Here is a 21,708-nt window from a genome sequence, read left to right as displayed (position 1 = left end):
GTCAGCGCGCGGTGCCCGCCAACTCCCGGTCGTCCTCGGGTCGACGCGCCGACGGGGGACGTGCCCCGCCGGCCGGGGGAACGCCCAGCAGCGAGCTGTACACCTCGTCGAGGATCCGGGCCTGGGCCTCCCAGGTCCAGGCCTGCAGGAGGCCGGGCTTGTCGTAGGCGGCCCGGTAGCGCTCCGGGTCGGCGAGCACGGCCCGCACGGCCCGGGCGTAGTCGGTCAGATCCTCGGCGGTGAACACCTCACCCTGACCGGTGGCCCGGGCGGTCTGCGCCATGGTCTTCACGTCGCTGACCACGATGGGCAGCCGGGCGTGCGAGTACTCCAGGTATTTCGTGATCAGCGCCAGCTCGTGGTTGGGCTTGTGGTGGATCGGGATGACCCCCGCGTCGGCCCCCGACAGGAACGGCACGACCTGCCAGTGCAGCACGTACGGCAGCAGGTGCACCCGGTCCTCGACGCCCAGCTCGACGGCCCGTTCCCGCAACTCCTCGGAGAACTGGTTGTCGCCGTTGGGGTTCATCGTCACGAACGCGACGTGCACCTCGGGCAGTTCGGGCAGCGCCTCCACCATGATCTGGCAGCCGCGGCTCGGGTTCACCGCGCCCGCGTAGACGAGCACCGGGGTCCGGTCGTCGATGCCGCAGAGCGCCCGCAGATCCGGCACGTCGCCGTCGGCCTCGGCGGGCGGGGCCATCGGCGCGTTGAGCACCACGGCCGGCCGCTCGGGCAGGCCGTGGGTCTCCTGGAGCAGGTCGGCGAGGGTGTCGGAGACCGTCACCACGGCGTCCGGGTAGGCGGCGTACTCGGCGGTGTAGGCGATCTGGGCCGGCAGCCAGCGCGGGTTGTCGGCCCGGCCGGTGATGCCGCCGACGAACTCGTGGGCGTCCCAGACCAGCTTGGTCTCCCGGCCGGCGGCACGGGCACGTTGCGTCGCCCGCGCCCCGATCCCGAGCATCCGGAAGTCGTTGGCGTGGATGATGTCCGGCTCCAGCTCGTCGATCGCCGTCCGGAAGGCCAGCTCGAAGTCCCACAGGCCCGGGTCCAGCCGGCGCCAGCTGCGGTCGCCCAGCACGCTCTGCCAGAACCGGATGGACAGCCGGTTGAGCAGCGCCTCCGGGTCGGCCTGGGCCTTGCGCAGGCGGCGGGTCTCCCCGCTGCGGAACCGCACCCAGCGGGCCAGCGCCGTGGCGGCGGCGCGGGACGGCAGCTGGGCCGCCCGGCCCACGGCGACGGGGAGCCCGCCGCCGAGGGCCTGCGCGCGGACCCGGCGCTCGTAGAGGTCGGCCTGCCAGGCCTTGATCTCCTGGACGCGGTAGGCGGCCTTGGTGGTCGAGGCGTAGGCCAGGGGCCCCCGCAGCGAGCGGCTGTATTCCCGGGGCAGCCGGTGCAGCGGCTTCGGCACCCGGAGCAGCCGCACCTCCGCGTCGCCGATCCGCCAGTTGAGCGACTCGGAGCGCGCGTTGCGGATGCCGAGGAGGAAGACCTCCCAGCCGGCGTCCGCCGCCGACCGGGCGGCCTTCTGCACCCGGGAGTCGCCGTGCACGCCGTTGTCGACCAGCATCACCACCCGTCCCCGGGTCGGTCGGGCATCGCTATTCGGGCCTGCTTGCATCGGGTGCTTCTCCTCGTTGACGGGGCGGGGCACGGGCGGCCGACGGGTCACCGGAGGAAGGCGTCGAAGGCCTCGGCGGTCCGTCGCCCGTCGTGGTGGTCACGGACGTAACGCGCGCCCTCCGCGGCGAGGGCGACCGCGGCGGGCCTGTCGTCGAGCAGCGACTCGATCGCCTTGACCAGCGTGCTGGGCGTGGCGTTGGCGATCGGCGGCTGGACGCCGGCCGCCCGGTGCGGCCCCTCGCTGACGTACGCCACCACGACCTTGCCGGCGGCCATCCCCTCGCAGGAGAAGGTGCCGTAACTACCCATCACCAACTGGTCGACCACGATGTCGCAGTCCTGCACCAGGCGACGCATCTCGCTGTGCGGCAGACCCTCCACCAGGCGCAGTTCGATGATCCGTCGATCGTGCAGCTCCTGCAACCGGGGCAGGAGCCGGTCGGTGCCCTTGGTCCACCGCTTCGACGGCGCGTGCAGCACCACCGGCCGGGCGCGCTCCAGCACCGGGCGGTCGCAGGCCCAGCCGTCCACGTCGACGATCAGCGGCGCCCAGGTGGCGAACGGCACGTCGTCCAGCAGGTCGGGGGTGGTCACGAAGAACGGCAGGCCGCTCTCCTCGGCGGTGCGCCGGTTCCGCTCGGCCACCGTGGTGAGCCGCTCACGCAGCTCCTCCGGCGCGTCCCGGAACGCGGACTCCGCGTGCCGCTCCAGGTGCGCGCCCGGATGGCGGATCTCGCTGCCGTGCGCCAGCAGCGCGACCTTGAGCCGGGCCCGGCGCAGCGCGGCCAGGTCCGCGGAGATGTCGTCGCCGTTGACCCGGCCGAGCACCGGGCGGAAGGCGTCCACGATCAGGTGCGTGTACCAGCCGAGCACCCGCCGGGCCTGCTCCATCTGCACGTCGAGCCGGTGTTCGCCCGGGTAGTGCAGGTACCGGTCGGCCGGGTAGCGATAGGTGGCCGGTGGCTTGGCCATCACCAGCTCGATGCCGACGTCCGCCCGCGCGGCGGTGATCGCCACCGCCAGGGCGGAGAGCTGCCCGGCGTAGTTCGCGGTGCCCAGCCCCAACCGGACCGGACCGGCGCCGAGCGCCCGCCAGGGCCCCGGGGCGCCGGCCTCGACCGGCGCGGCCGGGGGTTCCTCCGGTGCGGGCATCTCGTCGCCGCCGCGCTGCCAGGCCCGCTCCACCGCCTTCGCGAAGGAGGGCAACGAGCCGGGCGCGAAGAAGTCGCCGGCCTGGTGCCGAGCCAGGTGCTCGCGGACCACCCGGCTGTCCGCCGCGACGACCCGCAGCCCGGCCGCGAGGCAGGTGTCGAGCAGCGCGAGACCGGCGTCCGGCTCGAACCCGAACACGGCCACGTCCGCCGAGGCGAGGAACGCGGCGGTCACCGTACGCGGGCGCGGCACCTCATGGACCCGGCGCCGGGCCTTGCCGGCCCGGCGGATCAGGTCCTGGGCCGCCGCCCGCTCGGCTTCGCCGCAGACCAGCGCCAGGTGGAACTCGGGCAACCGGGCCAGGGCGCGTACCACGCCGGCCAGCGCCCGGTCGCTCGCGATCCCGCCCACGTGCACCAGGAGCGGCTTGCCGGCGGGCAGCTCACAGAGTTCGCGTACCGAAGGGGTCGCCCAGGGCCGCGTGCCGGCGGCGGCCCGGCGGAGCGCGATGCGCCACCGCCGGGGCAGCCGCCGCTTCACCGCGGAGACCGTCCGCCGAACCGGCGCCGGGCTCATCGCAGTGCCGGCTCCGCGTCGCTCCCGGCGGCCGCGACGGAGACGACCTTGCCGTCGGACGCGGACTCGAGGAGCCCGGCGGCCACCTGCACGGTCCGCAGACCCTGCCGCAGGGTGACGATGTCGCTCTGCTTGCCCTCGACGGCGTCGCGGAAACGCTCGTGCTCCACCAGCAGCGGCTCCCGCTTCGGGATCGCGTACCGCACCATGTCGCCCTCGGCCACACCGCGGAACGCGCGCAGCGCCTCCCACTCGGTGTCGATGGCGGCGTTGGCGTAGAAGGTCAGGTCGGCGGTGAGCGTGTCGGCGACGAAGCAGCCCTTGTCGCCGGTGACCACGGTGGACCGCTCCTTGAGCGGGCTCAGCCAGTTGACCAGGTGGTTGACCATCGTGCCGTCGGAGAGCTGACCGACCACGGCGACCATGTCCTCGTGCAGCCGGCCGCTGCGGGAGACCGTCCGGGCCGACACGGAGGTGTATTCGCGGCCGGTCACCCAGGCGGTCAGGTCGATGTCGTGGGTGGCCAGGTCCATCACCACGCCGACGTCGGCGATCCGGTGCGGGAACGGCCCCTGGCGCCGGGTGACGACCTGGAAGACCTCGCCCAGCTCGCCGGCCTCCAGCCGGGTACGCAGGCTCTGCAGCGCCGGGTTGTAGCGCTCGATGTGGCCGACGCCGGCGACCAGGCCGGCGGACTCGAACGCCTCCACCAGCTTGGTGGCGGCCTCGACGGACTGGGCCAGCGGCTTCTCGATCAGCGCGCAGACCCCGTTGGCGGCCAGCTCCAGGCCGATCTGCTCGTGCAGGGCGGTCGGGCAGGCGACGACCGCGTAGTCGACGCCCAGGGCCAGCAGGTCACCCAGCGTGGGCACCACCGGCGCGCGCAGCGTGCCGGTCACGTCGCCGGCCGGGTCGACCACGCCGACCAGCTCGACGCCGTCCAGGTTGGACAGCACCCGGGCGTGGTTGCGCCCCATCGCACCCAGGCCGATCAGGCCGGCGCGCAGCTTGCGGGCCTCGCTCATCGGGCACCCCCGGCGAGGTTCGCGCCCTCGGCGATCCGCTCCAGGTCGGCCGGGCTGAGCGACGGGTGCACCGGCAGCGAGACCACCTCGGCGGCGGCGCGCTCGGTCTCCGGCAGGTCCCACGGGCCCGGCTTGCCCTCGGAGTCGAGGTAGGGCTTGAGGCGGTGGATCGGGGTCGGGTAGTAGACCGCGTTGCCGATGCCCAGCTCGGTGAGGCGGGCCATGGCCGCGTCCCGGTTGCCCTGCACCCGCACCGTGTACTGGTGGTAGACGTGCTTGGCGGCGTCCGCCACGGGCGGGGTGACCATCCCGGTGATCTTCGAGTCGAGGAACTTGGCGTTGGCGCGGCGCTGCTCGGTCCACTCGGCGAGCTGGGTGAGCTGCACCCGGCCGATCGCGGCGGCCACGTCGGTCATCCGCATGTTGGCGCCGACGATCTCGTTGGCGTACCGCTGCTCCATGCCCTGGTTGCGCAGCAGCCGCAGGGTGCGGGCCAGCTCGGCGTCGGCGGTGGTGACCATGCCGCCCTCCAGGGCGTGCATGTTCTTCGTGGGGTAGAAGCTGAAGCAGCCGGCGGTGCCGAAGGCGCCGACCGGGGTGCCGTGCAGGGTGGCGCCGTGCGCCTGGGCGGCGTCCTCCACGACGGCGAGGCCGTGCCGCTCGGCGATGGCCATGATCTGGTCCATGGCCGCCGGGTGACCGTAGAGGTGCACCGGCATGATGGCGACGGTACGCGGGGTGACCGCGGCGGCGACGGCCTCCGGGTCGATGCAGAAGCTGCCCGGCTCGATGTCCACGAAGACCGGCACGGCGCCGACCAGCCGGACGGCGTTCGCGCTGGCGGCGAAGGAGAACGAGGGCACGATGACCTCGTCACCCGGGCCGAAGCCGAGCGCCATCAGGGTGAGCTGGAGCGCGGAGGTACCGGAGTTGACGGCGACGCAGTGCCGGCCGGCGACCAGGTCGCCGAACTCCTCCTCGAACGCCGCGACCTCGGGGCCCTGCACGACCCGGCCGCTCCGCAGCACCCGGACAGCCGCCTCGATCTCGGCCTCACCGATGATCGGTCGTGCTGGGGGAATGAACTCTGGGTGCGGCCCGACCATGGGGCTTCCTCCTGTCGACAGGGTTCTCATGTGGGGGGGACGGTTTGGGGGATGGTAGCGGTTGATGCTGAAAACAACCCGGTCGCAACCAATGTCCGACCAGATGTGTCCTGTTGTTCATGATCGACTGGCGGACCGCGGACCGGGACCCGGGGGTCACACCTCCACCTCGCCGCGGACAGGCCCCAAGCATGCTACCCGGAGGGCCGCGACGATCGCGGAGGCCAGTCGGGGCACCTCCTCGAGATCAAGCGGCGCCCGGGAGATGGCCATCCGCCAGTAGACCGGACCGACGATCAGGTCCACCGCGGCGCGCCGGTCGGTGTCCGGGGAGAGTTCCCCCCGCTCGACCGCCCGGCCGATCAGGATCCGGCCGATGGCCTGCTGGTAGTCGTCCAGGGCGGCCTGGAGCTTCTCCGCGATCTGCGGATTGCGGGCCGCCTCGGCCAGCAGGTCCGGAATGATCTGCGAGGCCAGGCGGTGACGCAGCGCACGGGCCATCACGTGGAGCAGGATCTCCAGGTCGCCCAGGAGGCTCCCGGTGTCCAGCAGCGGCAGGTTGCGGCCCGCCGCCGCGGAGACCATGTCCAGCACGAGGTCGAGCTTCGAGCGCCAGCGGCGGTAGATCGCGGTCTTGCTGACGCCGGCCCGGCGGGCCACCGCCTCGATGGAGAGGCGGCCGTAGCCGACCTCGGCCAACTCCTGCATCACGGCGGCGCGGATGGCACTGGTGATCTCCCCCCGCAGCACCGCCGCACCGGCCGGGGCACGCCTCTTCTCGGTCGTCACGTGGGACAATGTAGCGCAACGACGGTACGGTTGCGTCCCGACGTGTTTTGGACTACCTTCCACGCATCAGCGAGGCACCTCCCCGCCCGGCCACGCTAGATTTTCACGCCGCGACACATCTCCCTGCTCCCCATCGGCACGAAAGATCGGAGCGCCTGACCATGGCCAACACCGCGGTGGCCGACCCCGCATCCGGGCTGACCCGGGCCCAGCTCGCCCAGCGGTACGGGCTGCGGGTCGCCGGGGAACGCCCGCCTCTGGCCGAGTACGCCCGCAAGCTGTGGGCCTACCGACACTTCATGACCGCGTACTCGCGGGCGAAGGTGGCCTCGTCGTTCAGCAACACCCAGCTCGGGCAGCTCTGGCAGGTGCTGACACCGCTGACCAACGCGGCGGTCTACTACCTGATCTTCGGCGTGATCATCTCGCAGAACCGGCACGTGCCGAACTTCATCGCGTACCTCTGCACGGGTGTCTTCATCTTCACGTTCACCCAGAGCGCGGCACTCCAGGGCACCAGCGCGATCACCGGCAACCTGGGGCTGATCCGGGCGCTCCAGTTCCCGCGTGCCGCGCTGCCGATCACCGTCACCCTGGTGCAGCTCCAGCAACTGCTCATGTCGATGGTGGTGCTGGCCGGGATCGTGCTGTTCACCGGCGAGCCGATCACCTTCCGCTGGCTGCTGATCGCGCCCATGCTGCTGCTCCAGTCGATCTTCAACGTCGGGCTGACCATGATCATGGCTCGGATCGGCTCCAAGGTCACCGACCTCAAGCAGGTCATGCCGTTCGTGCTGCGGACCTGGCTCTACGGCTCCGGTGTGCTCTACAGCGTCAAGCTCTTCGAGGACCGGCTCCCCGGCTGGGCGGCGACCGCCCTGGAGTCCAACCCGATCCTGGTCTACATCGAGCTGGCCCGCTACGCGCTGCTCGACTCGGCGTACCCGGCGCACATCGCCTCCTCGCCGCTGCGGCTGTGGACCCTCGCCGTGATCTGGGCGGCGGTCTTCGGTGTCGGCGGATTCGTCTACTTCTGGCGCGGAGAGAAGGAGTACGGCCGTGGCTGACCAGACCCAGCCGGCGGGCAACGCCGCCGTGGTGGACGCGGGACGCGTCCCGACCGTCGTGGTGGACGACGTGCACGTGATCTACAAGATCCACAAGGGCGCCACCGGGGGCACGAGCCCGGTCTCCGCCCTCAAGCGCATCGTGTCTCGGACCAACGCGCCGAACATCCGTGAGGTGCACGCGGTCAAGGGGGTGAGCTTCACCGCGTACGAGGGTGAGGCGATCGGCCTGATCGGCAGCAACGGCTCCGGCAAGTCGACCCTGCTGCGGGCCATCGCCGGGCTGCTCCCGCCGGCCCGGGGCGCGGTCTACACGCAGGGCCAGCCGTCGCTGCTCGGCGTGAACGCCGCGCTGCTCAACGACCTGTCCGGCGAGCGCAACGTGGTGCTCGGCTGCCTGGCCATGGGCATGCCGCCGGAGGAGGTCAAGCGGCTGGCGCCGGAGATCATCGACTTCTCCGGGATCAACGAGCGGGGCGACTTCGCCTCGCTGCCGATGCGCACCTACTCCTCCGGCATGGGCGCCCGGCTGCGCTTCGCCATCTCCTCCGCGAAGAAGCACGACGTGCTACTCATCGACGAGGCGCTGGCCACCGGCGACCGGAAGTTCCGGGCCCGCAGCGAGGAGCGGGTGCGGGAGCTGCGCGACGGCGCCGGCACCGTCTTCCTGGTCAGCCACTCCATCGGCTCGATCCGGGACACCTGCGAGCGGACCATCTGGCTGGAGAGCGGCGTCCTGAAGATGGACGGCCCCACCCAGGAGGTCTGCGACGCCTACGAGAACCAGAAGTAGCCGTCCGGAGCGCACCGGGTCCGGGCTCGCCCGGGTCGGTGCGCTCCGTCGTACGCGTTAAGGTTTCCCTCGGCGCCGCCCAAAATTCACCACCCGGTCACCGACGCCCCAAACCCCGCAGAAGTGAGGAACGGCAATGACGCAGGACCGCACCCCCGCACCGGACGCCGCGCCGGCGAGCCCGGCACCCTGGCGCCCCTCGCGGACGGTGGCCGTGATCCTCGCCGGGGGGACCGGGACGCGTCTCGGGCTGGGCATCCCGAAGCAGCTGCTGAAGATCGCCGGCAAGCCGATCATCGAGCACACCCTGGCCGTGTTCGATGCCGCGCCGGAGATCGACGAGATCATCGTGCTGATGGCCGCCGGCCACGTGCCCGACGCGCAGCGGATCGTCGCCAACGCGGGCTTCCGCAAGGTCAGCAAGGTGATCGAGGGCGGGGACACCCGCAACGACACCACCCGGATCGCGCTGGACGCGGCCGGCGAGGGCGACGTCAACATCCTCTTCCACGACGCGGTGCGCCCGCTGGTCAGCGCCCGGATCGTGCGCGAGTGCGTAAACGCGCTCTGGACCTACTCGGCGGTGGACGTGGCAATCCCGTCCGCCGACACGATCATCCAGGTCGACCAGGACGAGTGCATCACCGACATCCCGGTCCGCGCCACCCTGCGCCGCGGCCAGACCCCGCAGGCGTTCCGCTCCGGCACCATCCGTGAGGCGTACCGGCGGGCCGAGGGCGACCCGGACTTCGCCGCCACCGACGACTGCGGCGTGGTGCTGCGCTACCTGCCCGGCACGCCGATCAAGGTGATCGACGGCTCGGACGAGAACATCAAGGTGACCCATCCGGTCGACGTGCACCTGGCGGACAAGCTCTTCCAGCTCGCCGCCGCCCAGGTGCCCAAGGTCAGCGACCACCGCGGCTACACCGAGGAGCTGACCGGCCGGACCATCGTGGTCTTCGGCGGCAGCTACGGCATCGGCCACGACCTCACCGAACTGGCCCGCCGCTACGGCGCCCAGGTCTTCCCGTTCAGCCGCTCCACCACCGGCACGCACGTCGAGCGGGCCGAGGACGTCGCCGCCGCGCTGAAGACCGCCTTCGAGGCGACCGGCCGGATCGACCACGTGGTGGTCACCGCCGGGATCCTGGAGAAGGGCGCCCTGGCGGAGATGGACGAGGAGACGATGGACCGCCTCCTGCACGTCAACTTCGTCGGCCCGGTCACCATCGCCCGGCAGTCGCTGCCCTACCTCCAGCAGACCAAGGGCCAGCTGCTCCTCTACACCTCCAGCTCCTACACCCGGGGCCGGGCGCGCTACGCGCTCTACTCGGCCACCAAGGCCGCGCTGGTCAACCTGACCCAGGCGCTCGCCGACGAGTGGGCCGAATTCGGCGTACGGGTCAACTGCGTCAACCCGGAGCGCACCGCCACCCCGATGCGCACCAAGGCGTTCGGCGAGGAGCCGGAGCACACGCTGCTCTCCGCCGAGGCGGTCGCCCAGGCCTCCCTGGACGTGCTGATCTCGGAGCTGACCGGTCAGGTGATCGACGTCCGCCGGGCGCCCGGCGAGCCGGTGGCGGCGGTGCCCGCCCAGGCCGGCGCACAGCAGTCCGAGCAGCTGCCCACCGGCATCGACGCCTGAGCCGCGGGACGGGACGAGCCAGATGCGCGGTGACCTGGTCCGGAAGCTGCTCGCCCGGATGCTGACCACCGGGCTGGCGGTGCTGGCCTTCCTCGTCGTCGCGCTCACCGGGGCGACCGGCTGGGGGCTGACGGTCGCGGTCGCCGCGCTCGCCGCCGCCGCCTGGGAGCGCCGGGTCCGGCCGACCGCCGACGGCCTCGCCGAGTCGGTGCTGGTCGCCGCCGGCATCCTGGTCGGCTACGCCCGCCGGCTCGACGCCGGCTTCGACCCGGCGCTGGCGGCCACCGCGCTGGTCCTGCTCGGCCTGGTGCTGCTGGTCGGGCCGCTGCGCGACGCCGGCGCGCTGGAGATCCGGGCGGCCAACCTGCCGGTCCGGTCCTGGACCCCGCTGGTCGCCGCACGGCTCGGCGACGCGCTGCTGGTGCTGCTCGCCGTGGTGGCGCTCGCCGCCGGCCTGGCCCTGCCCGCCTGGGTGGCCCTGGTCGCCGCGCTGCTGGTCGGGGCGGGCTGCGGCGCGGTCGGCCTCGACCTGGCCCGGCGCCGGTTCCGGCCGCCGGCCGGCGGCGGCCCGGTGGGCCGGGCGCTGCGCCGGCACCAGCCCGAGTTCCTGCTCTACTTCTCCGCCCCACCCGGCTCTGAGTACCAGGTCACCATGTGGCTGCCCTACCTGGAGCGGATCGGCCGGCCGTTCCTGGTGCTGCTGCGCGAGCCCGAGTTCCTGCCGACCGTGGCCGCCGCCACCCGCGCGCCGGTGGTCTTCTGCCCCACGCTGAAGACCATGGACGAGGCGCTGGTGCCGAGCCTGCGAGCGGCCTTCTACGTCAACCACGGCGCGAAGAACAGCCACTGCATCCGCTTCTCGCAGCTCACCCACGTGCAGCTGCACCACGGCGACAGCGACAAGGCGCCCAGCGCCAACCCGGTCTCGGCGATCTTCGACAAGATCTTCGTGGCCGGGCAGGCGGCGATCGAGCGGTACGCCCGGGCCGGCGTGGAGATCCCCGCCGAGAAGTTCGTCGTGGTCGGCCGCCCCCAGGTGGAGGCGATCGAGGTACGCCGGGAGCCGGTCACCGGCCTGGCCCACCCGACCGTCCTCTACACGCCCACCTGGACCGGGCACCACGCCGACGCCGACTACTGCTCGCTGCCGGTGGCCGAGACGGTGATCCGCCGGCTGCTCGACCGGGGGGCGACGGTGATCCTGCGGGCGCACCCGTACACCACGCAGAACCCGGTCTCGGCGCGGCAGCTGGCCCGCCTCACCGAGCTGCTCGCTGCCGACAAGGCCAGGACCGGGCGACCGCACCTGTGGGGCGCGGCGGCCGGCCGCGAGCTGACCCTGACCGAGTGCGTCAACCGCGCCGACGCGCTGGTCTCGGACGTCTCCGGGGTGATCTCCGACTGGCTCTACTCGGGCAAGCCGTACGCGGTGACCGACATGGGCGTCGACGGGGAGCAGTTCGTCGAGCGGTTCCCGCTGGCCGGCTCCGGCTACGTGCTGCGCCGGGACATGTCCAACGTGGACGAGGTGCTGACCGAGCTGCTGGACACCGACCCGAAGGAGGCGGCGCGCTGGGCCACCCGGGTCCGCTACCTGGGCGACTTCCCGGCCGAGTCGTACGCCGAGGTGTTCCTCGACGCCGCCCGCCGGCAGCTGGCGCCGGCCGCGGCCGCGCCCGCCCCGCGGCTCCCCTCCCCCACCGCCTGACCCGCCGGTCAGAGGTACGCGTCGAGCAGGGCGAGCACGGCCGCCGGATCCTCGACGTGCGCGTTGTGGCCCAGGCCGGGCAGGGTGACGACCGGGACACCCAGTTCCTTGAGCTGCGCGTCGGTCACCATCGGGTCCTGCTCCCCACGGGCCAGCAGCACCGGGACGTCGGCGGCGGCGAGCAGCGCGGGCAGCCCGGGCTCCCCCACCGCGAAGGCGGCCGGGTCCATGGCGAGCCGCCAGCGGCCGTCCTCGCGGCGCAGGCCCGCCTCCACCACGGGGTGATCGGGGGCGAACAGCCCGGCCAGCCCGGAGACCCGCAGGTAGCGGCGGGCCGCCTCGTCCCGGGTGGCGAACCAGGTCACCGGGCGGGCAGCCAGGTCGCGGGCCTTCTCCAGGTCGGCCGGGGACCAGACGGCCTTGATCCCGAGCCCGACCACCGCGTCGACCGGCAGGCGCCGCGACCGCGCGGCCAGCGCCAGCGCCACCACCCCGCCGAGCGAGTGGCCGAGCAGCACGAGCCGGTCGCGGGGGCCGAGGCGCTCGGCCACCGGGCCGAGCCCCTCGACCACCCGCCGGGCCAGGGCCTCGAAGGAGTATTCCGGCAGCGGGGGCGACCAGCCGTGCCCGGCCAGGTCGGGGGCGAGCCAGCGCCCCGCCCAGTCGCGCTCCAGCAGCGGCGCCCAGGGCAGCCACACCTCACCGGTGGCGCCCATGCCGTGCAGAAGCAGCAGATGGCAGGTACCCGTCGCGTCGCCCATAGGCCGCAGTGTGCCACCGGACGGACACGACGCGCGAGAGCGGACACCGGCGCGGACGACGTCGGGCACCGGCTCGGTGGAGCCGGTGCCCGACGGGAAGGGTGCGATCAGGCGGAGTAGCCGCGGGTGCCGGCCCAGTTCGCCAGGTCGATGGTGCTGACCCAGTACGCGGGCAGCGCCGGGTTCGCCGAGTCGGCGATCCGGACGGTCCGGCCGTTGTTCTTGTAGCCGACCACGGCGATGTAGTGGCCGCCCGGGAACGAGTGCCAGCCGCCGTCGGTGTCGGTGGCGTCGCCGGCCACGTTGACCACCACGCCCCGGCCGTCGGTGATCGCCTTGACCACGTCCGCCTGGAGCTGGTCGATCTCGGCCGGGCTCGCCGAGCCGCCGAACATGTGGGTCCGGTACGGGTTGCCCTTGACCATCTGGTTCAGGCCCCGGGTGGTGTCCTCGGCGGAGTTGGTGCCGTTCTCGGTGGTGCCGAGCGGGCCGGCCATCGCTTCCTGGGTGGTCTCGACGCCGCTCGCGCTGAGCGCGTTCCGCACCGCAGCCGGGCCGCAGTTCCAGTACTGGTTCTGCGCCTGGTACTCGTAGTCGAGGACCTTGGTCGACGGCGGCTTCGGCTTCGCCTTCGGGGTGGTGTCCGGGTCGGTGGTGGCCTTGGCCGCGGCCTTCGCGGTCGACGGCGACGCGCTCGGCGAGGCGGACGGCGCCGGGACGGCGACCCGGGCCTCGCCCCGGCTGGCGACCTCACCGAGCCGCGAGCCCAGCTCGGCGACCGCGGCGGTGTTCTCCTGGTGGACCGGGGCGTCGTCGGTGGCGGTGAGGGCGGCGCTGGTGCCGCCGGCCAGCACGAGCGCCGCGGCCGAGCCGGCGATGATCTGGTACGGGCGTTCGGTCACGAGACGCCGCAGTTGACGCTTCAGGTGATGCTTCACGGGTTCCTCCACGGGGGCGTGCGCGGCACACACCGGCCCCACGCGCGGAGGAACTCACGCGCGCTGGCGGGGCGGGTCGCCGCGGAAAGGGAGCGCCCGGCGGGCCGGGCGGTCGGGGCGGTTGCCGGGTTTGGTCGCCGTTAGGCGAGCGCCGGCACCACGATGCCGTGGAGGCGGGGGGACGAGCGGGGGGTGGTGTGCACGAGGAATGGCACTCCTTCCGTGGCCGCCGACCGGGTTAGCTGACGGATTCGGGCGGGAAGTACGCCCTACCGCGGGCCGTGGCCCGCGGATTCACCCCGGTGTTGCTGTGGGTCCCCGGTTCGTGAGAGCACGATTAGGCGGGTCGGCGCGGCGTCGCCACTTGCGATCGGAAACCGCTCCGGACGCGCCGACACTACCGGTGGGTACCTCGCCTGCCAAGCGCTCCCACCTGCGTAAACCTCGTGCACCACTACGGATATCGGAACACTCGGTCACTGACTTCACTCAATGGGACGAGCAGTTACGGTGGCACCGCCCGGCAGAAAGCGGACATCCGGTGGCGACCGACCCGGAATTGCGGGGGTCGATCGCCCGGCCTGCCCCCGATGACCGTTTCCGCGGTGTGGTGACCGGGCTCACCGTATTCGGGTAACGATTCGGTCGACTCCGCTCCCGTCGGATGACACCGGGTCGGGCCGGCGGTGGCGCCGACGGGTCTCACCGCGAGCTGGCCCAGGCGTCAGCCAGCACGCGCGGGGCGCCAGCGGGCGCCGGGCACGGCCGCCGGCACCGGGATCCGGGTCGTCGCCGCGTCGTCCCGGCCCTCCACCGAGGCGACGGCGTGGCCCGCGGGGTGGCGCGCGGCGGCCGCCGCGTGGGACTCGGCGGCCAGGGTTCGCGCCGCCTCCGCGGCCGACTCGGCGTCCCGCCAGGCCCGCCGCTCCCGCTCGGCGGCCGCCGCCCAGGTGGCCCGGCGGCCCTCGCGTACGGCCCGGGCCAGGACGATCTCCTGCTCGGCCGGGTGCCGGCGCGGGTTCCACCCGTTGCGGTGGGCCAGCACGTCGGCGAGTTGCCGGGCGGTCAGGTCGCCCCGCCAGTGCGCCGTCATCGCGGCGTGGTGCAGCCAGCGCTCCCGGGCCGCGTACTCGGCCGGCGTGCGCGGGGTGTGCGGCGCGGGCAGGGCGGCCGCGTTGGCGAAGCGACGGGCGGAGGTCTCGGCCTCGTCGTACGCCCGCCAGGCGCGGTCGGCCTCGTCGTGGGCGGTCAGCCACTGTTCCCGGCGCCGCCGGGCGGTCTGCGCGGCCCCGGCGGCGGCCACCGCCACCTCGTCGGCGTACCGGCGCAGGTCGGCCCGGCGGGCGGCCTCCTCGGCGGCCGGGTCGGGGGGCGGATCAGATGCGGCGTCCCGCTCGGGGCGGGCGACCAGCACGGCGAGCAGGCCGAGCGCGAGCAGGAGCAGGGCCGACCAGATCGCGGCGGCCTCGGGGACCTCGGTCAGGAAGTGGTAGAGAACGGTCTGCGGCATGGTCGGCACCTCACGGAGGAAGACGTGACGGAGAGGTCCGCACGACCCGTGACAGCGGCGGGGCGCTCCGGGCAAGGGCGCGGCCGGCCGACGGGCGGGTGCGGGGTGAGGTTCGGTGCGTGCGGCGGGCGCGGGCCGACGGCCCGCGGGCGGGGTCAGCGGACGGGCGGGGCCCGGGAGCCGACGGTGCCCGGGAGCAGCCCGGTCAGAACGAGCGGCCGGTCCGCCACGCGGGTCACGGCCGCGGGCGCCGCGACCGGCCCGGGCGCGCCGGCCGGCACGGCCGGCGTGTCGACGGCTGCGTCGCCCCGGAGGTCCTGCCCGGTGACGGCGGCGGTGTGGTCGACGCCGACCCGGAAATCCTGCTCGGCGGCGCCGGCTCGGAGGGTCGGACCCTCGACGGGGGCTACCACGGTAGGTGCCACCGGTGCGGTCGCGGCCCCGCCGATCGGCAGCGTGGCCGCGCCGAACGAGCAGGCGACGAGCACGGCCAGGGTGGCCAGTGTCCGGGCCGTCCAGCGCGCCACCCACCACACGGGACAGGTGAGCGCGATCGGCAGCACGGGTACAAACTACCGCCGAAGCCGCCACATCGCACCGTCGCCGGGCGTGTCGCGACTGCGCGGAACACGGCACCGGCCAGGGTGGACAAAGCGCGGGTACGGGCGCCGGGACGGCGGGGCGCGGGTGATCAGTCCGGCCCCGACGGGCGGCGCCGGCGGGGCGCGCCAGACTCAGCCCGGGTCGCGCCGCCCGGCGTACTCGATGGGTCTGGCCGGGGTGTCGGGGGCCTCGACCGGCCCGGTCGGGGCGGCGCGCGGGGCGGGGACGCGCGGCGCCGGCGCGGCGGTGGCCGACGCCGGGCGGGCCCGGCGCGGCGGGCCGAGGCGGCGCATCATCGGCATCTCCACCCAGCGGTGCAGGGCCGCGGCGACCAGGAGGTTGAGCAGCAGGAAGGCGAGCACCACGAGCGGCCCCCACCACCCCCGCAGGCCGGTGCCCCAGTCGCCGGTGAGCCGCAGCACGGTCCTCATGACCAGCACGTGGACCAGGTAGAAGGCGAAGGAGACCTCACCGAGCCACACCATGGTGCGGGACCGCCACGGCGTGCGCCGGCCCCGCACGTCGGCGTCCGCCGCCGCGGTGATGACCAGCAGGTAGGCCGCCGCGAGCAGGGCCGCCCAGAACTCGGCGCGGATCCACAGCGCGGCGACCACCCAGGTGGCGACGAAGAGCAGGCTCGCCACGGTCAGGTTCGGGCCGCGCCAGCGGCCCCGGCGCAGCAGCTCGGCGGCGGCCACACCCAGCCAGAACTCGAAGGAGCGGGTGACCGGGAAGATCTGGGTGAACCACCAGCGGTTCTCCTCGGGCACCAGGAGCTGGGCGGGCCAGAGGGCCAGGATGAGCAGCGGCACGGCGACCACGACGGCCCACAGCGCGCCGGTGCGGGCCCGGCGCAGCCACGGCAGCACCAGCGGCAGGCAGAGGTAGAAGGCCAGTTCGCAGGAGAGCGACCAGCTCACGTTGTTGACGCTGTAGAAGTAGTCGCCGCGGGGGATCCAGGCCTGCACCAGGAAGAGGTTGCCGACCGCGGCCCACGGGGCGACCGGGTCGGCGAACCAGAACATGACGGCCAGCGCCACCACGAAGGTCACCAGGTGGTTCGGGTAGATCTTGGCGAGCCGGCGGCGCAGGAAGGTGCGTCGCGACTCGCCGTCCCGGTACGACCAGACCAGCACGAATCCACTGAGGATGAAGAAGAACTCGACCCCGGAGAGGCCGAGGCTGAACGCCTTGCCCACCAGGGCCTTCAGGTCGGGCTGGGCGATGATCCCCATGGTGCCGACGTGGAAGGCGAAGACCAGCAGGGCGGCGATCCAGCGCAGCCCGGTCAACGACGGCAGCCGGGTGGCTCGGGTGGCGGCCGGGGCGCTGGTCACGCCGGGCACCCTACCCGGTGGTCTCCGGGGTCGCCGACCGGCGGCACGGGGCCGCGGTTCCCGCCCAGCGCGCGACCGCTTCCGCCGAGCCTCGTACGCCTGTTCGAGAGCGGGGTAGGATCGGCGGCGTGTCCGACGTCGCGTACCAGCCCTCGATGCTCGACTTCGCCGCGCAGGGTCCCACCCTGGGCCCGCTCGCCGGCCGGCTGCGCCGGCACGAGTTGAGCCGGGGCGCCTGGGTCGACCACCTGCCCGGCTGGGTGGCGGGTTCCGACGCGGTGCTCGACACGCTGCTGCAGGACGTGCCGTGGCGGGCCGAGCGCCGCACCATGTACGACGCCGAGGTCGACGTCCCCCGCCTGCTCTGCTGGTACGGCGCCGGCCGGCCGCTGCCGCACCCGGTGCTCACCGCGGCGCGCGACACGCTCACCCGGCACTACGCGGCCGAGCTGGGCGAGCCGTTCGTGACGGCCGGGATGTGCCTCTACCGGGACGGCCGGGACAGCGTGGCCTGGCACGGCGACACCCTGGGCCGCTCCGCGCACACCGACACCCTGGTGGCCATCGTCTCCTTCGGCTCGCCCCGGCCGCTGCTGCTGCGCCCCCGGGGCGGCGGGGGGACCAGCCTGCGCTTCCCGCTCGGCCACGGCGACCTGGTGGTGATGGGCGGGTCCTGCCAGCGCACCTGGGAGCACGCGATCCCGAAGACCGCCCGGCCGGTCGGCCCCCGGGTCAGCGTCCAGTTCCGCCCCGCCGGGGTGGCCTGACGCCGAGCCGGCGCCGGCCCCGAGCCGGCGCCGGCCCCGGGCCGGCGCCGTGCTAGAAACAACTCTCAGGGTCGATCACGCCCCCGTCACCTGACGACGCGAAGGGCACCCATGACCCAGTCCCCCACCTCCCGCTGGTCCCCCTGGACCCTGCACGGCGACGGACGCTCCGTCACCCCCGGCGACGTGGTCCACCCCGGCGAGCGGCTGTCCTGGCCGCGTACGGTCGGGGTCGGCGTGCAGCACGTGGTCGCCATGTTCGGCGCCACCTTCACGGTGCCGCTGATCACCGGCTTCCCGCCGGCCACCACGCTCTTCTTCTCCGGGCTGGGCACGCTGCTGTTCCTGCTGATCACCCGCAACCGGCTGCCCTCGTACCTGGGGTCGTCGTTCGCCTTCATCGCCCCCGTGCTGGCCGCGAAGACCGACGGCGGCATCGGCGCGGCCCTCGGCGGCATCGTGGTGGCCGGCGCGGCGCTGGCGCTGGTCGGCGTGGTGGTGCAACTCGCCGGGACGCGCTGGATCGACGCCCTGATGCCGCCGGTGGTGACCGGTGCCATCGTGGCCCTGATCGGGCTCAACCTGGCCCCGGTGGCCTGGGACGGCGGCGGCAGCGGCACCGGCGTCAAGGCGCAGCCGCTGATCGCGGTGATCACCCTGGTCGCGATCCTGGTCACCACGGTGCTGTTCCGTGGCTTCCTGGCCCGGCTGTCGATCCTGCTCGGCGTGGTGGTCGGCTGGGTGCTGGCCGCGCTGCTCGGCCAGCTCGACCCGGCGGCGGTCACCACGCTGAAGGAGGCCGCCTGGGTGGGGCTGCCGCAGTTCCACGCGCCGAGCTTCGGCCTGCGGGCCGTGGTGCTGGTCATCCCGGTGATCCTGGTGCTCATCGCGGAGAACGCCGGGCACGTCAAGGCGGTCGCCGCGATGACCGGGCGGAACCTGGACCGGGACATGGGCCGGGCGTTCCTCGGCGACGGCATCGCCACCGTGCTGGCCGGCTCCGGCGGCGGCTCCGGCACCACCACGTACGCGGAGAACATCGGCGTGATGGCGGCGACCCGGGTCTACTCGACGGCCGCGTACTGGGTGGCCGGGTTCGCGGCGGTGCTGCTCGGGTTGTGCCCGAAGTTCGGCGCGCTGATCCTCACCGTGCCGGCCGGGGTGCTGGGCGGCGCCACCACGGCCCTGTACGGCCTGATCGCCGTCCTGGGCGCCCGCATCTGGATCGAGAACCGGGTGGACTTCCACGACCCGGTCAACCTGATGACCGCCGCGGTCGCCGTGATCGTCGGCGCCGCCAACTACACCCTGACCGCCGGCGACCTCTCCTTCAACGGCATCGCCCTGGGCACCGCCGCCGCCCTGGTGATCTACCACGGCATGCGCCTGATCGCCCACCTGCGCGGCACCACCCCCACGCACCACGCAGGCCCGGAACCCGAACTCTGACCCGGCTCGGCCCGTTGATCATAAAGTTGTCGCCGCGACACGCCGGAGGGCAACAACTTCATGATCGACGCGGACCGGGCGGGCGGGATGTGCGAAGGGGCCCTGCGGCACAGCCGCAGGGCCCCTTCGCACGCGTGACGGTCAGTCGCGATCGATCTGGTGGCCGATCACGGTGGGGCCGAGCATCACCGCGAAGCCGGAGCCGTCGCGGCGGGGGCCGGCCGGGGGCAGCTCGACCGGGTCGCCGGTGGCGGTGGCGCCGACCGGGCGCGGGCCGATCCAGGCCACGGCCAGGTCCAGCTCGCCCTTGAGCAACCGCTGGGCGCGCACGCCGCCGGTCGCCCGGCCCTTCGCCGGGTACGCCTTGAACGGCGTCACCTTGACCGTCGCGCCGGTCGAGGTGACCACCATCGGCTCCCCGTGGCCCGGGTCGTCGGTGCGGATCGCACCGAAGAAGACCACCCGCGCCCCGGCCGGCAGGTTGATGCCCGCCATGCCGCCACCCTTGATGCCCTGCGGCCGGACCACGGACGCCGCGAAGCGCAGCAACGACGCCTCCGAGGAGACGAACGCCAGGGTCTCCGCCCCGTCGGTGAGCCAGGTCGCCCCGACCACCTCGTCGCCGTCGCGCAGCGAGATCACCTCGAACTCGTCCGAGCGGACCGGCCACTCGGGGGCGCAGACCTTCACGACGCCCTGCCGGGTGCCGAGCGCCAGCCCGGGTGAGCCCTCGGCGGACGGGCCGAGCGGGGCCAGCCCGACGACCGTCTCGCCCTGCTCCAGCGGCACCAGCTCGGCGGCGGACATACCGCCGCGCAGCGACACGGTGCCGGACTGCTCGGGCAGCACCGGCAGCGGCAGCACGTCGATCTTGAAGGCCCGACCGGCGCTGGTCACCAGGAGCACCCGGCCGCGGGCCGTGGAGTGCACCACGGCGCGTACCGCGTCGTGCTTGACCCGGCCGCTGCGCCGGCGCGCCTCGGCGGCCTCCTCCGACTCGGCCGCGGTCCGGGCGACCAGCCCGGTGGCGGAGAGGATGACCTGGCAGGGGTCGTCGGCGACCTCCAGCGGACCCGCCGGCACGGAGGCCGCCAGGACCTCCTTGAGGTCGCCGTCGACCAGCGTGGTGCGGCGCTCGGCGGCGAACTGCTTGACCACGGCGGCCAGCTCGTCGGAGACCAGCTTCCGCAGCACCTTCGGGTCGTCGAGGATCTTCGACAGCTCGGCGATCTCGCCGCGCAGCTTCTCCTGCTCGGCCTCCAGCTCCAGCCGGTCGTACTTCGTCAGCCGGCGCAGCGGGGTGTCCAGGATGTAGGTGGCCTGGATCTCGGAGAGCTTGAACTTCTGCATCAGGCCGTCCTTGGCGGCCTGGGCGTCCTCGCTGGCCCGGATGAGCCGGACCACCTTGTCGATGTCGAGCAGGGCGATCAGCAGGCCGTCGACCAGGTGCAGCCGCTCCTCGCGCTTGCGCTTGCGGTACGCGCTGCGCCGGGTGACCACCTCGTAGCGGTGGGCCAGGAAGACCTCCAGCAGCCCCTTGAGCCCCAGGGTCTGCGGCTGGCCGTCGACCAGGACCAGGTTGTTCACGCCGAAGGACTGCTCCAGCGGGGTGAGCCGCCAGAGGTCGGCCAGCAGCGCCTGCGGGTTGACCCCGACCTTGCACTCGATGACCAGCCGGGTGCCGTTCTCCCGGTCGGTGAGGTCCTTGACGTCGGCGATGCCGGTCAGCCGCTTGGTCTTGTTGACCTCGTTGGTGATGGCGGCAATGACCTTCTCCGCGCCCACCCCGTAGGGCAGTTCGGTGACCGTGATGGCCTGCCGGCCACGGCTTCCCTCCAGCGGGCCGGTCTGCACCCGGGCCCGCATCCGCACCACGCCGCGCCCGGTCTCGTAGGCCCGGCGCACCTCGTCGAGGCCGAGCAGCAGCCCGCCGGTGGGCAGGTCGGGGCCGGGGACGAACTCCATGAGCTTGTCCAGCGTGGCGTCCGGGTGGTTGATCAGCCAGCGGGCCGCGTGGACCACCTCGGCCAGGTTGTGCGGGATCATGTTGGTGGCCATCCCGACCGCGATCCCGGACGCGCCGTTGACCAGCAGGTTGGGGAAGGCCGCCGGCAGCACGGTGGGCTGGGTCAGCGAGCCGTCGTAGTTGGGCTCGACGTCGACGGTGTCCTCGCCCAGCTCGCCCACGAGCAGCATGGCCTCGCGGGACATCCGGGCCTCGGTGTACCTCGCCGCCGCCGGTCCGTCATCCGGACTTCCGAAGTTCCCATGCCCGTCAATGAGCGGCGCATTGAGGGAGAAGTCCTGAGCCAGCCTCACCATGGCGTCATAGATGGCGGTGTCGCCGTGCGGATGGTACTTGCCCATGCAGTTGTGGACGACGTAGCCCTCGGCGACGAATGCGTGCTCGTCCGACCCGACCTGAATGTCGTACGTGGTGGCGGGATCGGCGGCCTCCACCGAGACAACACGAAGGAACGAATGACCCGACAGCCCTTCGAGCCGGCTGGCAAGCGGCGAGCCGATTCGGTGGAGCTTGCGAACCCAGCCGTCCCGCTCGGCGCGCCAGAGAGGGAATGATCGCTCCGAAAGCGGCACGCCGTTGCGGTCCTTGCCGTAACGGACCTTGCTACCGGCCCCCGACAGCGAAGCTCGAAAGGACTTGCCGTTCTCATCCACGAACCAGCCGCCGCCCTGGTGAGCCGCCGTGAGTTCCTCGATCACCGGCCGGATCGGCAGTCGATCGTTGCCCTGCTTGCCCCCGTACTCGTACCCCTGCTCCACTACCCGCCGCAGGCCGTCGTTCTTGTAGCCGACCCGCACCCAGGGCAGAAGCATCTCGGCGAGTACGGCAGC

The 21,708-nt window shown here is 73.3% G+C and carries 17 protein-coding genes and 1 riboswitch; of the genes, 6 read left to right on the top strand and 11 right to left on the bottom strand.

Translation table 11 applies throughout. The annotated features are described in order from the left end of the window. Position 1: 1 nt before the first annotated feature. The 5 genes from ACFYPD_RS18915 to ACFYPD_RS18895 all read right to left on the bottom strand — a co-directional run bounded on the left by ACFYPD_RS18915 (position 2) and on the right by ACFYPD_RS18895 (position 6,271). Complete coding sequence (locus ACFYPD_RS18915; protein WP_387114784.1) at positions 2–1,621, bottom strand: glycosyltransferase family 4 protein; 1,620 nt, start codon at positions 1,619–1,621, stop codon at positions 2–4. Positions 1,622–1,668: 47 nt separating this feature from the next. Further along, positions 1,669–3,351, bottom strand: coding sequence for a glycosyl transferase family 1 (locus ACFYPD_RS18910; protein ID WP_387114781.1), 1,683 nt, complete (start codon positions 3,349–3,351; stop codon positions 1,669–1,671). Beyond that, positions 3,348–4,376, bottom strand: coding sequence for a Gfo/Idh/MocA family protein (locus ACFYPD_RS18905; RefSeq protein ID WP_387114778.1), 1,029 nt, complete (start codon positions 4,374–4,376; stop codon positions 3,348–3,350). Before ACFYPD_RS18905 ends, ACFYPD_RS18910 begins: the two co-directional genes overlap by 4 nt. Then, entirely contained in the window at positions 4,373–5,482 is a 1,110-nt protein-coding gene (locus ACFYPD_RS18900; RefSeq protein ID WP_387114775.1) for a DegT/DnrJ/EryC1/StrS family aminotransferase, read from the bottom strand. Before ACFYPD_RS18900 ends, ACFYPD_RS18905 begins: the two co-directional genes overlap by 4 nt. A 156-nt stretch (positions 5,483–5,638) precedes the next feature. Next, the gene (locus ACFYPD_RS18895) at positions 5,639–6,271 is read right to left on the bottom strand and encodes a TetR/AcrR family transcriptional regulator (RefSeq protein WP_387114772.1); all 633 of its coding nucleotides are present in this window, start codon (positions 6,269–6,271) and stop codon (positions 5,639–5,641) included. A 161-nt stretch (positions 6,272–6,432) separates the two neighbouring features. Here ACFYPD_RS18895 and ACFYPD_RS18890 point away from each other — a divergent pair, with 161 nt between their 5' ends. From ACFYPD_RS18890 to ACFYPD_RS18875, 4 genes are all read left to right on the top strand, one after another. Beyond that, entirely contained in the window at positions 6,433–7,338 is a 906-nt protein-coding gene (locus ACFYPD_RS18890; RefSeq protein ID WP_387114770.1) for an ABC transporter permease, read from the top strand. Beyond that, entirely contained in the window at positions 7,331–8,131 is an 801-nt protein-coding gene (locus ACFYPD_RS18885; RefSeq protein ID WP_387114767.1) for an ABC transporter ATP-binding protein, read from the top strand. Before ACFYPD_RS18890 ends, ACFYPD_RS18885 begins: the two co-directional genes overlap by 8 nt. A gap of 136 nt (positions 8,132–8,267) precedes the next feature. Continuing rightward, positions 8,268–9,779, top strand: a complete 1,512-nt coding sequence (locus tag ACFYPD_RS18880; RefSeq protein WP_387114764.1) for a D-ribitol-5-phosphate cytidylyltransferase — start codon at positions 8,268–8,270, stop codon at positions 9,777–9,779. 22 nt (positions 9,780–9,801) lie between these two features. After that, positions 9,802–11,487: a CDP-glycerol glycerophosphotransferase family protein gene (locus tag ACFYPD_RS18875; RefSeq protein ID WP_387114761.1), complete on the top strand. Its 1,686-nt coding sequence runs from the start codon at positions 9,802–9,804 to the stop codon at positions 11,485–11,487. 8 nt (positions 11,488–11,495) lie between these two features. On the opposite strand, the gene ACFYPD_RS18870 is transcribed toward ACFYPD_RS18875, so the two are convergent. From ACFYPD_RS18870 to ACFYPD_RS18850, 5 genes are all read right to left on the bottom strand, one after another. Then, positions 11,496–12,248, bottom strand: a complete 753-nt coding sequence (locus ACFYPD_RS18870) for an alpha/beta fold hydrolase (RefSeq protein WP_387114758.1) — start codon at positions 12,246–12,248, stop codon at positions 11,496–11,498. Positions 12,249–12,355: 107 nt separating this feature from the next. Next, entirely contained in the window at positions 12,356–13,198 is an 843-nt protein-coding gene (locus ACFYPD_RS18865) for a C39 family peptidase (RefSeq protein WP_387114756.1), read from the bottom strand. Positions 13,199–13,398: 200 nt separating this feature from the next. After that, a riboswitch (cyclic di-AMP (ydaO/yuaA leader) is annotated at positions 13,399–13,540 on the bottom strand. Between the two features lie 370 nt (positions 13,541–13,910). Further along, positions 13,911–14,696 (bottom strand): hypothetical protein, encoded by a 786-nt coding sequence (locus ACFYPD_RS18860; protein ID WP_387114753.1) that lies wholly within the window; start codon positions 14,694–14,696, stop codon positions 13,911–13,913. A 155-nt stretch (positions 14,697–14,851) separates the two neighbouring features. Next, complete coding sequence (locus ACFYPD_RS18855) at positions 14,852–15,259, bottom strand: hypothetical protein (protein ID WP_387114750.1); 408 nt, start codon at positions 15,257–15,259, stop codon at positions 14,852–14,854. 171 nt (positions 15,260–15,430) lie between these two features. After that, positions 15,431–16,636, bottom strand: a complete 1,206-nt coding sequence (locus ACFYPD_RS18850; protein WP_387114747.1) for an acyltransferase family protein — start codon at positions 16,634–16,636, stop codon at positions 15,431–15,433. A 128-nt stretch (positions 16,637–16,764) separates the two neighbouring features. Here ACFYPD_RS18850 and ACFYPD_RS18845 point away from each other — a divergent pair, with 128 nt between their 5' ends. Together ACFYPD_RS18845 and ACFYPD_RS18840 are read left to right on the top strand one after the other, a co-directional pair. Continuing rightward, positions 16,765–17,403 (top strand): alpha-ketoglutarate-dependent dioxygenase AlkB, encoded by a 639-nt coding sequence (locus ACFYPD_RS18845; protein ID WP_387114744.1) that lies wholly within the window; start codon positions 16,765–16,767, stop codon positions 17,401–17,403. 111 nt (positions 17,404–17,514) lie between these two features. Beyond that, positions 17,515–18,852: a uracil-xanthine permease family protein gene (locus ACFYPD_RS18840; RefSeq protein ID WP_387114741.1), complete on the top strand. Its 1,338-nt coding sequence runs from the start codon at positions 17,515–17,517 to the stop codon at positions 18,850–18,852. Between the two features lie 141 nt (positions 18,853–18,993). On the opposite strand, the gene ACFYPD_RS18835 is transcribed toward ACFYPD_RS18840, so the two are convergent. Further along, a complete protein-coding gene (locus ACFYPD_RS18835) occupies positions 18,994–21,690 on the bottom strand; it encodes a DNA topoisomerase (ATP-hydrolyzing) (protein WP_387115588.1) in 2,697 nt (898 codons plus the stop codon). Positions 21,691–21,708 lie beyond the last annotated feature (18 nt).

Origin of the sequence: Micromonospora sp. NPDC005299 (assembly GCF_042872345.1) — a bacterium.
Lineage (GTDB): Bacteria > Actinomycetota > Actinomycetes > Mycobacteriales > Micromonosporaceae > Micromonospora.
This window is presented reverse-complemented; position numbering and strand designations above follow the sequence as displayed.

What these genes read in the sequence shown, in the direction of transcription:
- ACFYPD_RS18910 (WP_387114781.1), bottom strand. Translation starts at nt 3,351, where the DNA reads ATGAGCCCGGCGCCGGTTCGGCGGACGGTCTCCGCGGTGAAGCGGCGG.
- ACFYPD_RS18880 (WP_387114764.1), top strand. Translation starts at nt 8,268, where the DNA reads ATGACGCAGGACCGCACCCCCGCACCGGACGCCGCGCCGGCGAGCCCG.
- ACFYPD_RS18840 (WP_387114741.1), top strand. Translation starts at nt 17,515, where the DNA reads ATGACCCAGTCCCCCACCTCCCGCTGGTCCCCCTGGACCCTGCACGGC.
- ACFYPD_RS18900 (WP_387114775.1), bottom strand. Translation starts at nt 5,482, where the DNA reads ATGGTCGGGCCGCACCCAGAGTTCATTCCCCCAGCACGACCGATCATC.
- ACFYPD_RS18905 (WP_387114778.1), bottom strand. Translation starts at nt 4,376, where the DNA reads ATGAGCGAGGCCCGCAAGCTGCGCGCCGGCCTGATCGGCCTGGGTGCG.
- ACFYPD_RS18860 (WP_387114753.1), bottom strand. Translation starts at nt 14,696, where the DNA reads ATGCCGCAGACCGTTCTCTACCACTTCCTGACCGAGGTCCCCGAGGCC.
- ACFYPD_RS18890 (WP_387114770.1), top strand. Translation starts at nt 6,433, where the DNA reads ATGGCCAACACCGCGGTGGCCGACCCCGCATCCGGGCTGACCCGGGCC.
- ACFYPD_RS18870 (WP_387114758.1), bottom strand. Translation starts at nt 12,248, where the DNA reads ATGGGCGACGCGACGGGTACCTGCCATCTGCTGCTTCTGCACGGCATG.
- ACFYPD_RS18915 (WP_387114784.1), bottom strand. Translation starts at nt 1,621, where the DNA reads ATGCAAGCAGGCCCGAATAGCGATGCCCGACCGACCCGGGGACGGGTG.
- ACFYPD_RS18835 (WP_387115588.1), bottom strand. Translation starts at nt 21,690, where the DNA reads ATGCTTCTGCCCTGGGTGCGGGTCGGCTACAAGAACGACGGCCTGCGG.
- ACFYPD_RS18875 (WP_387114761.1), top strand. Translation starts at nt 9,802, where the DNA reads ATGCGCGGTGACCTGGTCCGGAAGCTGCTCGCCCGGATGCTGACCACC.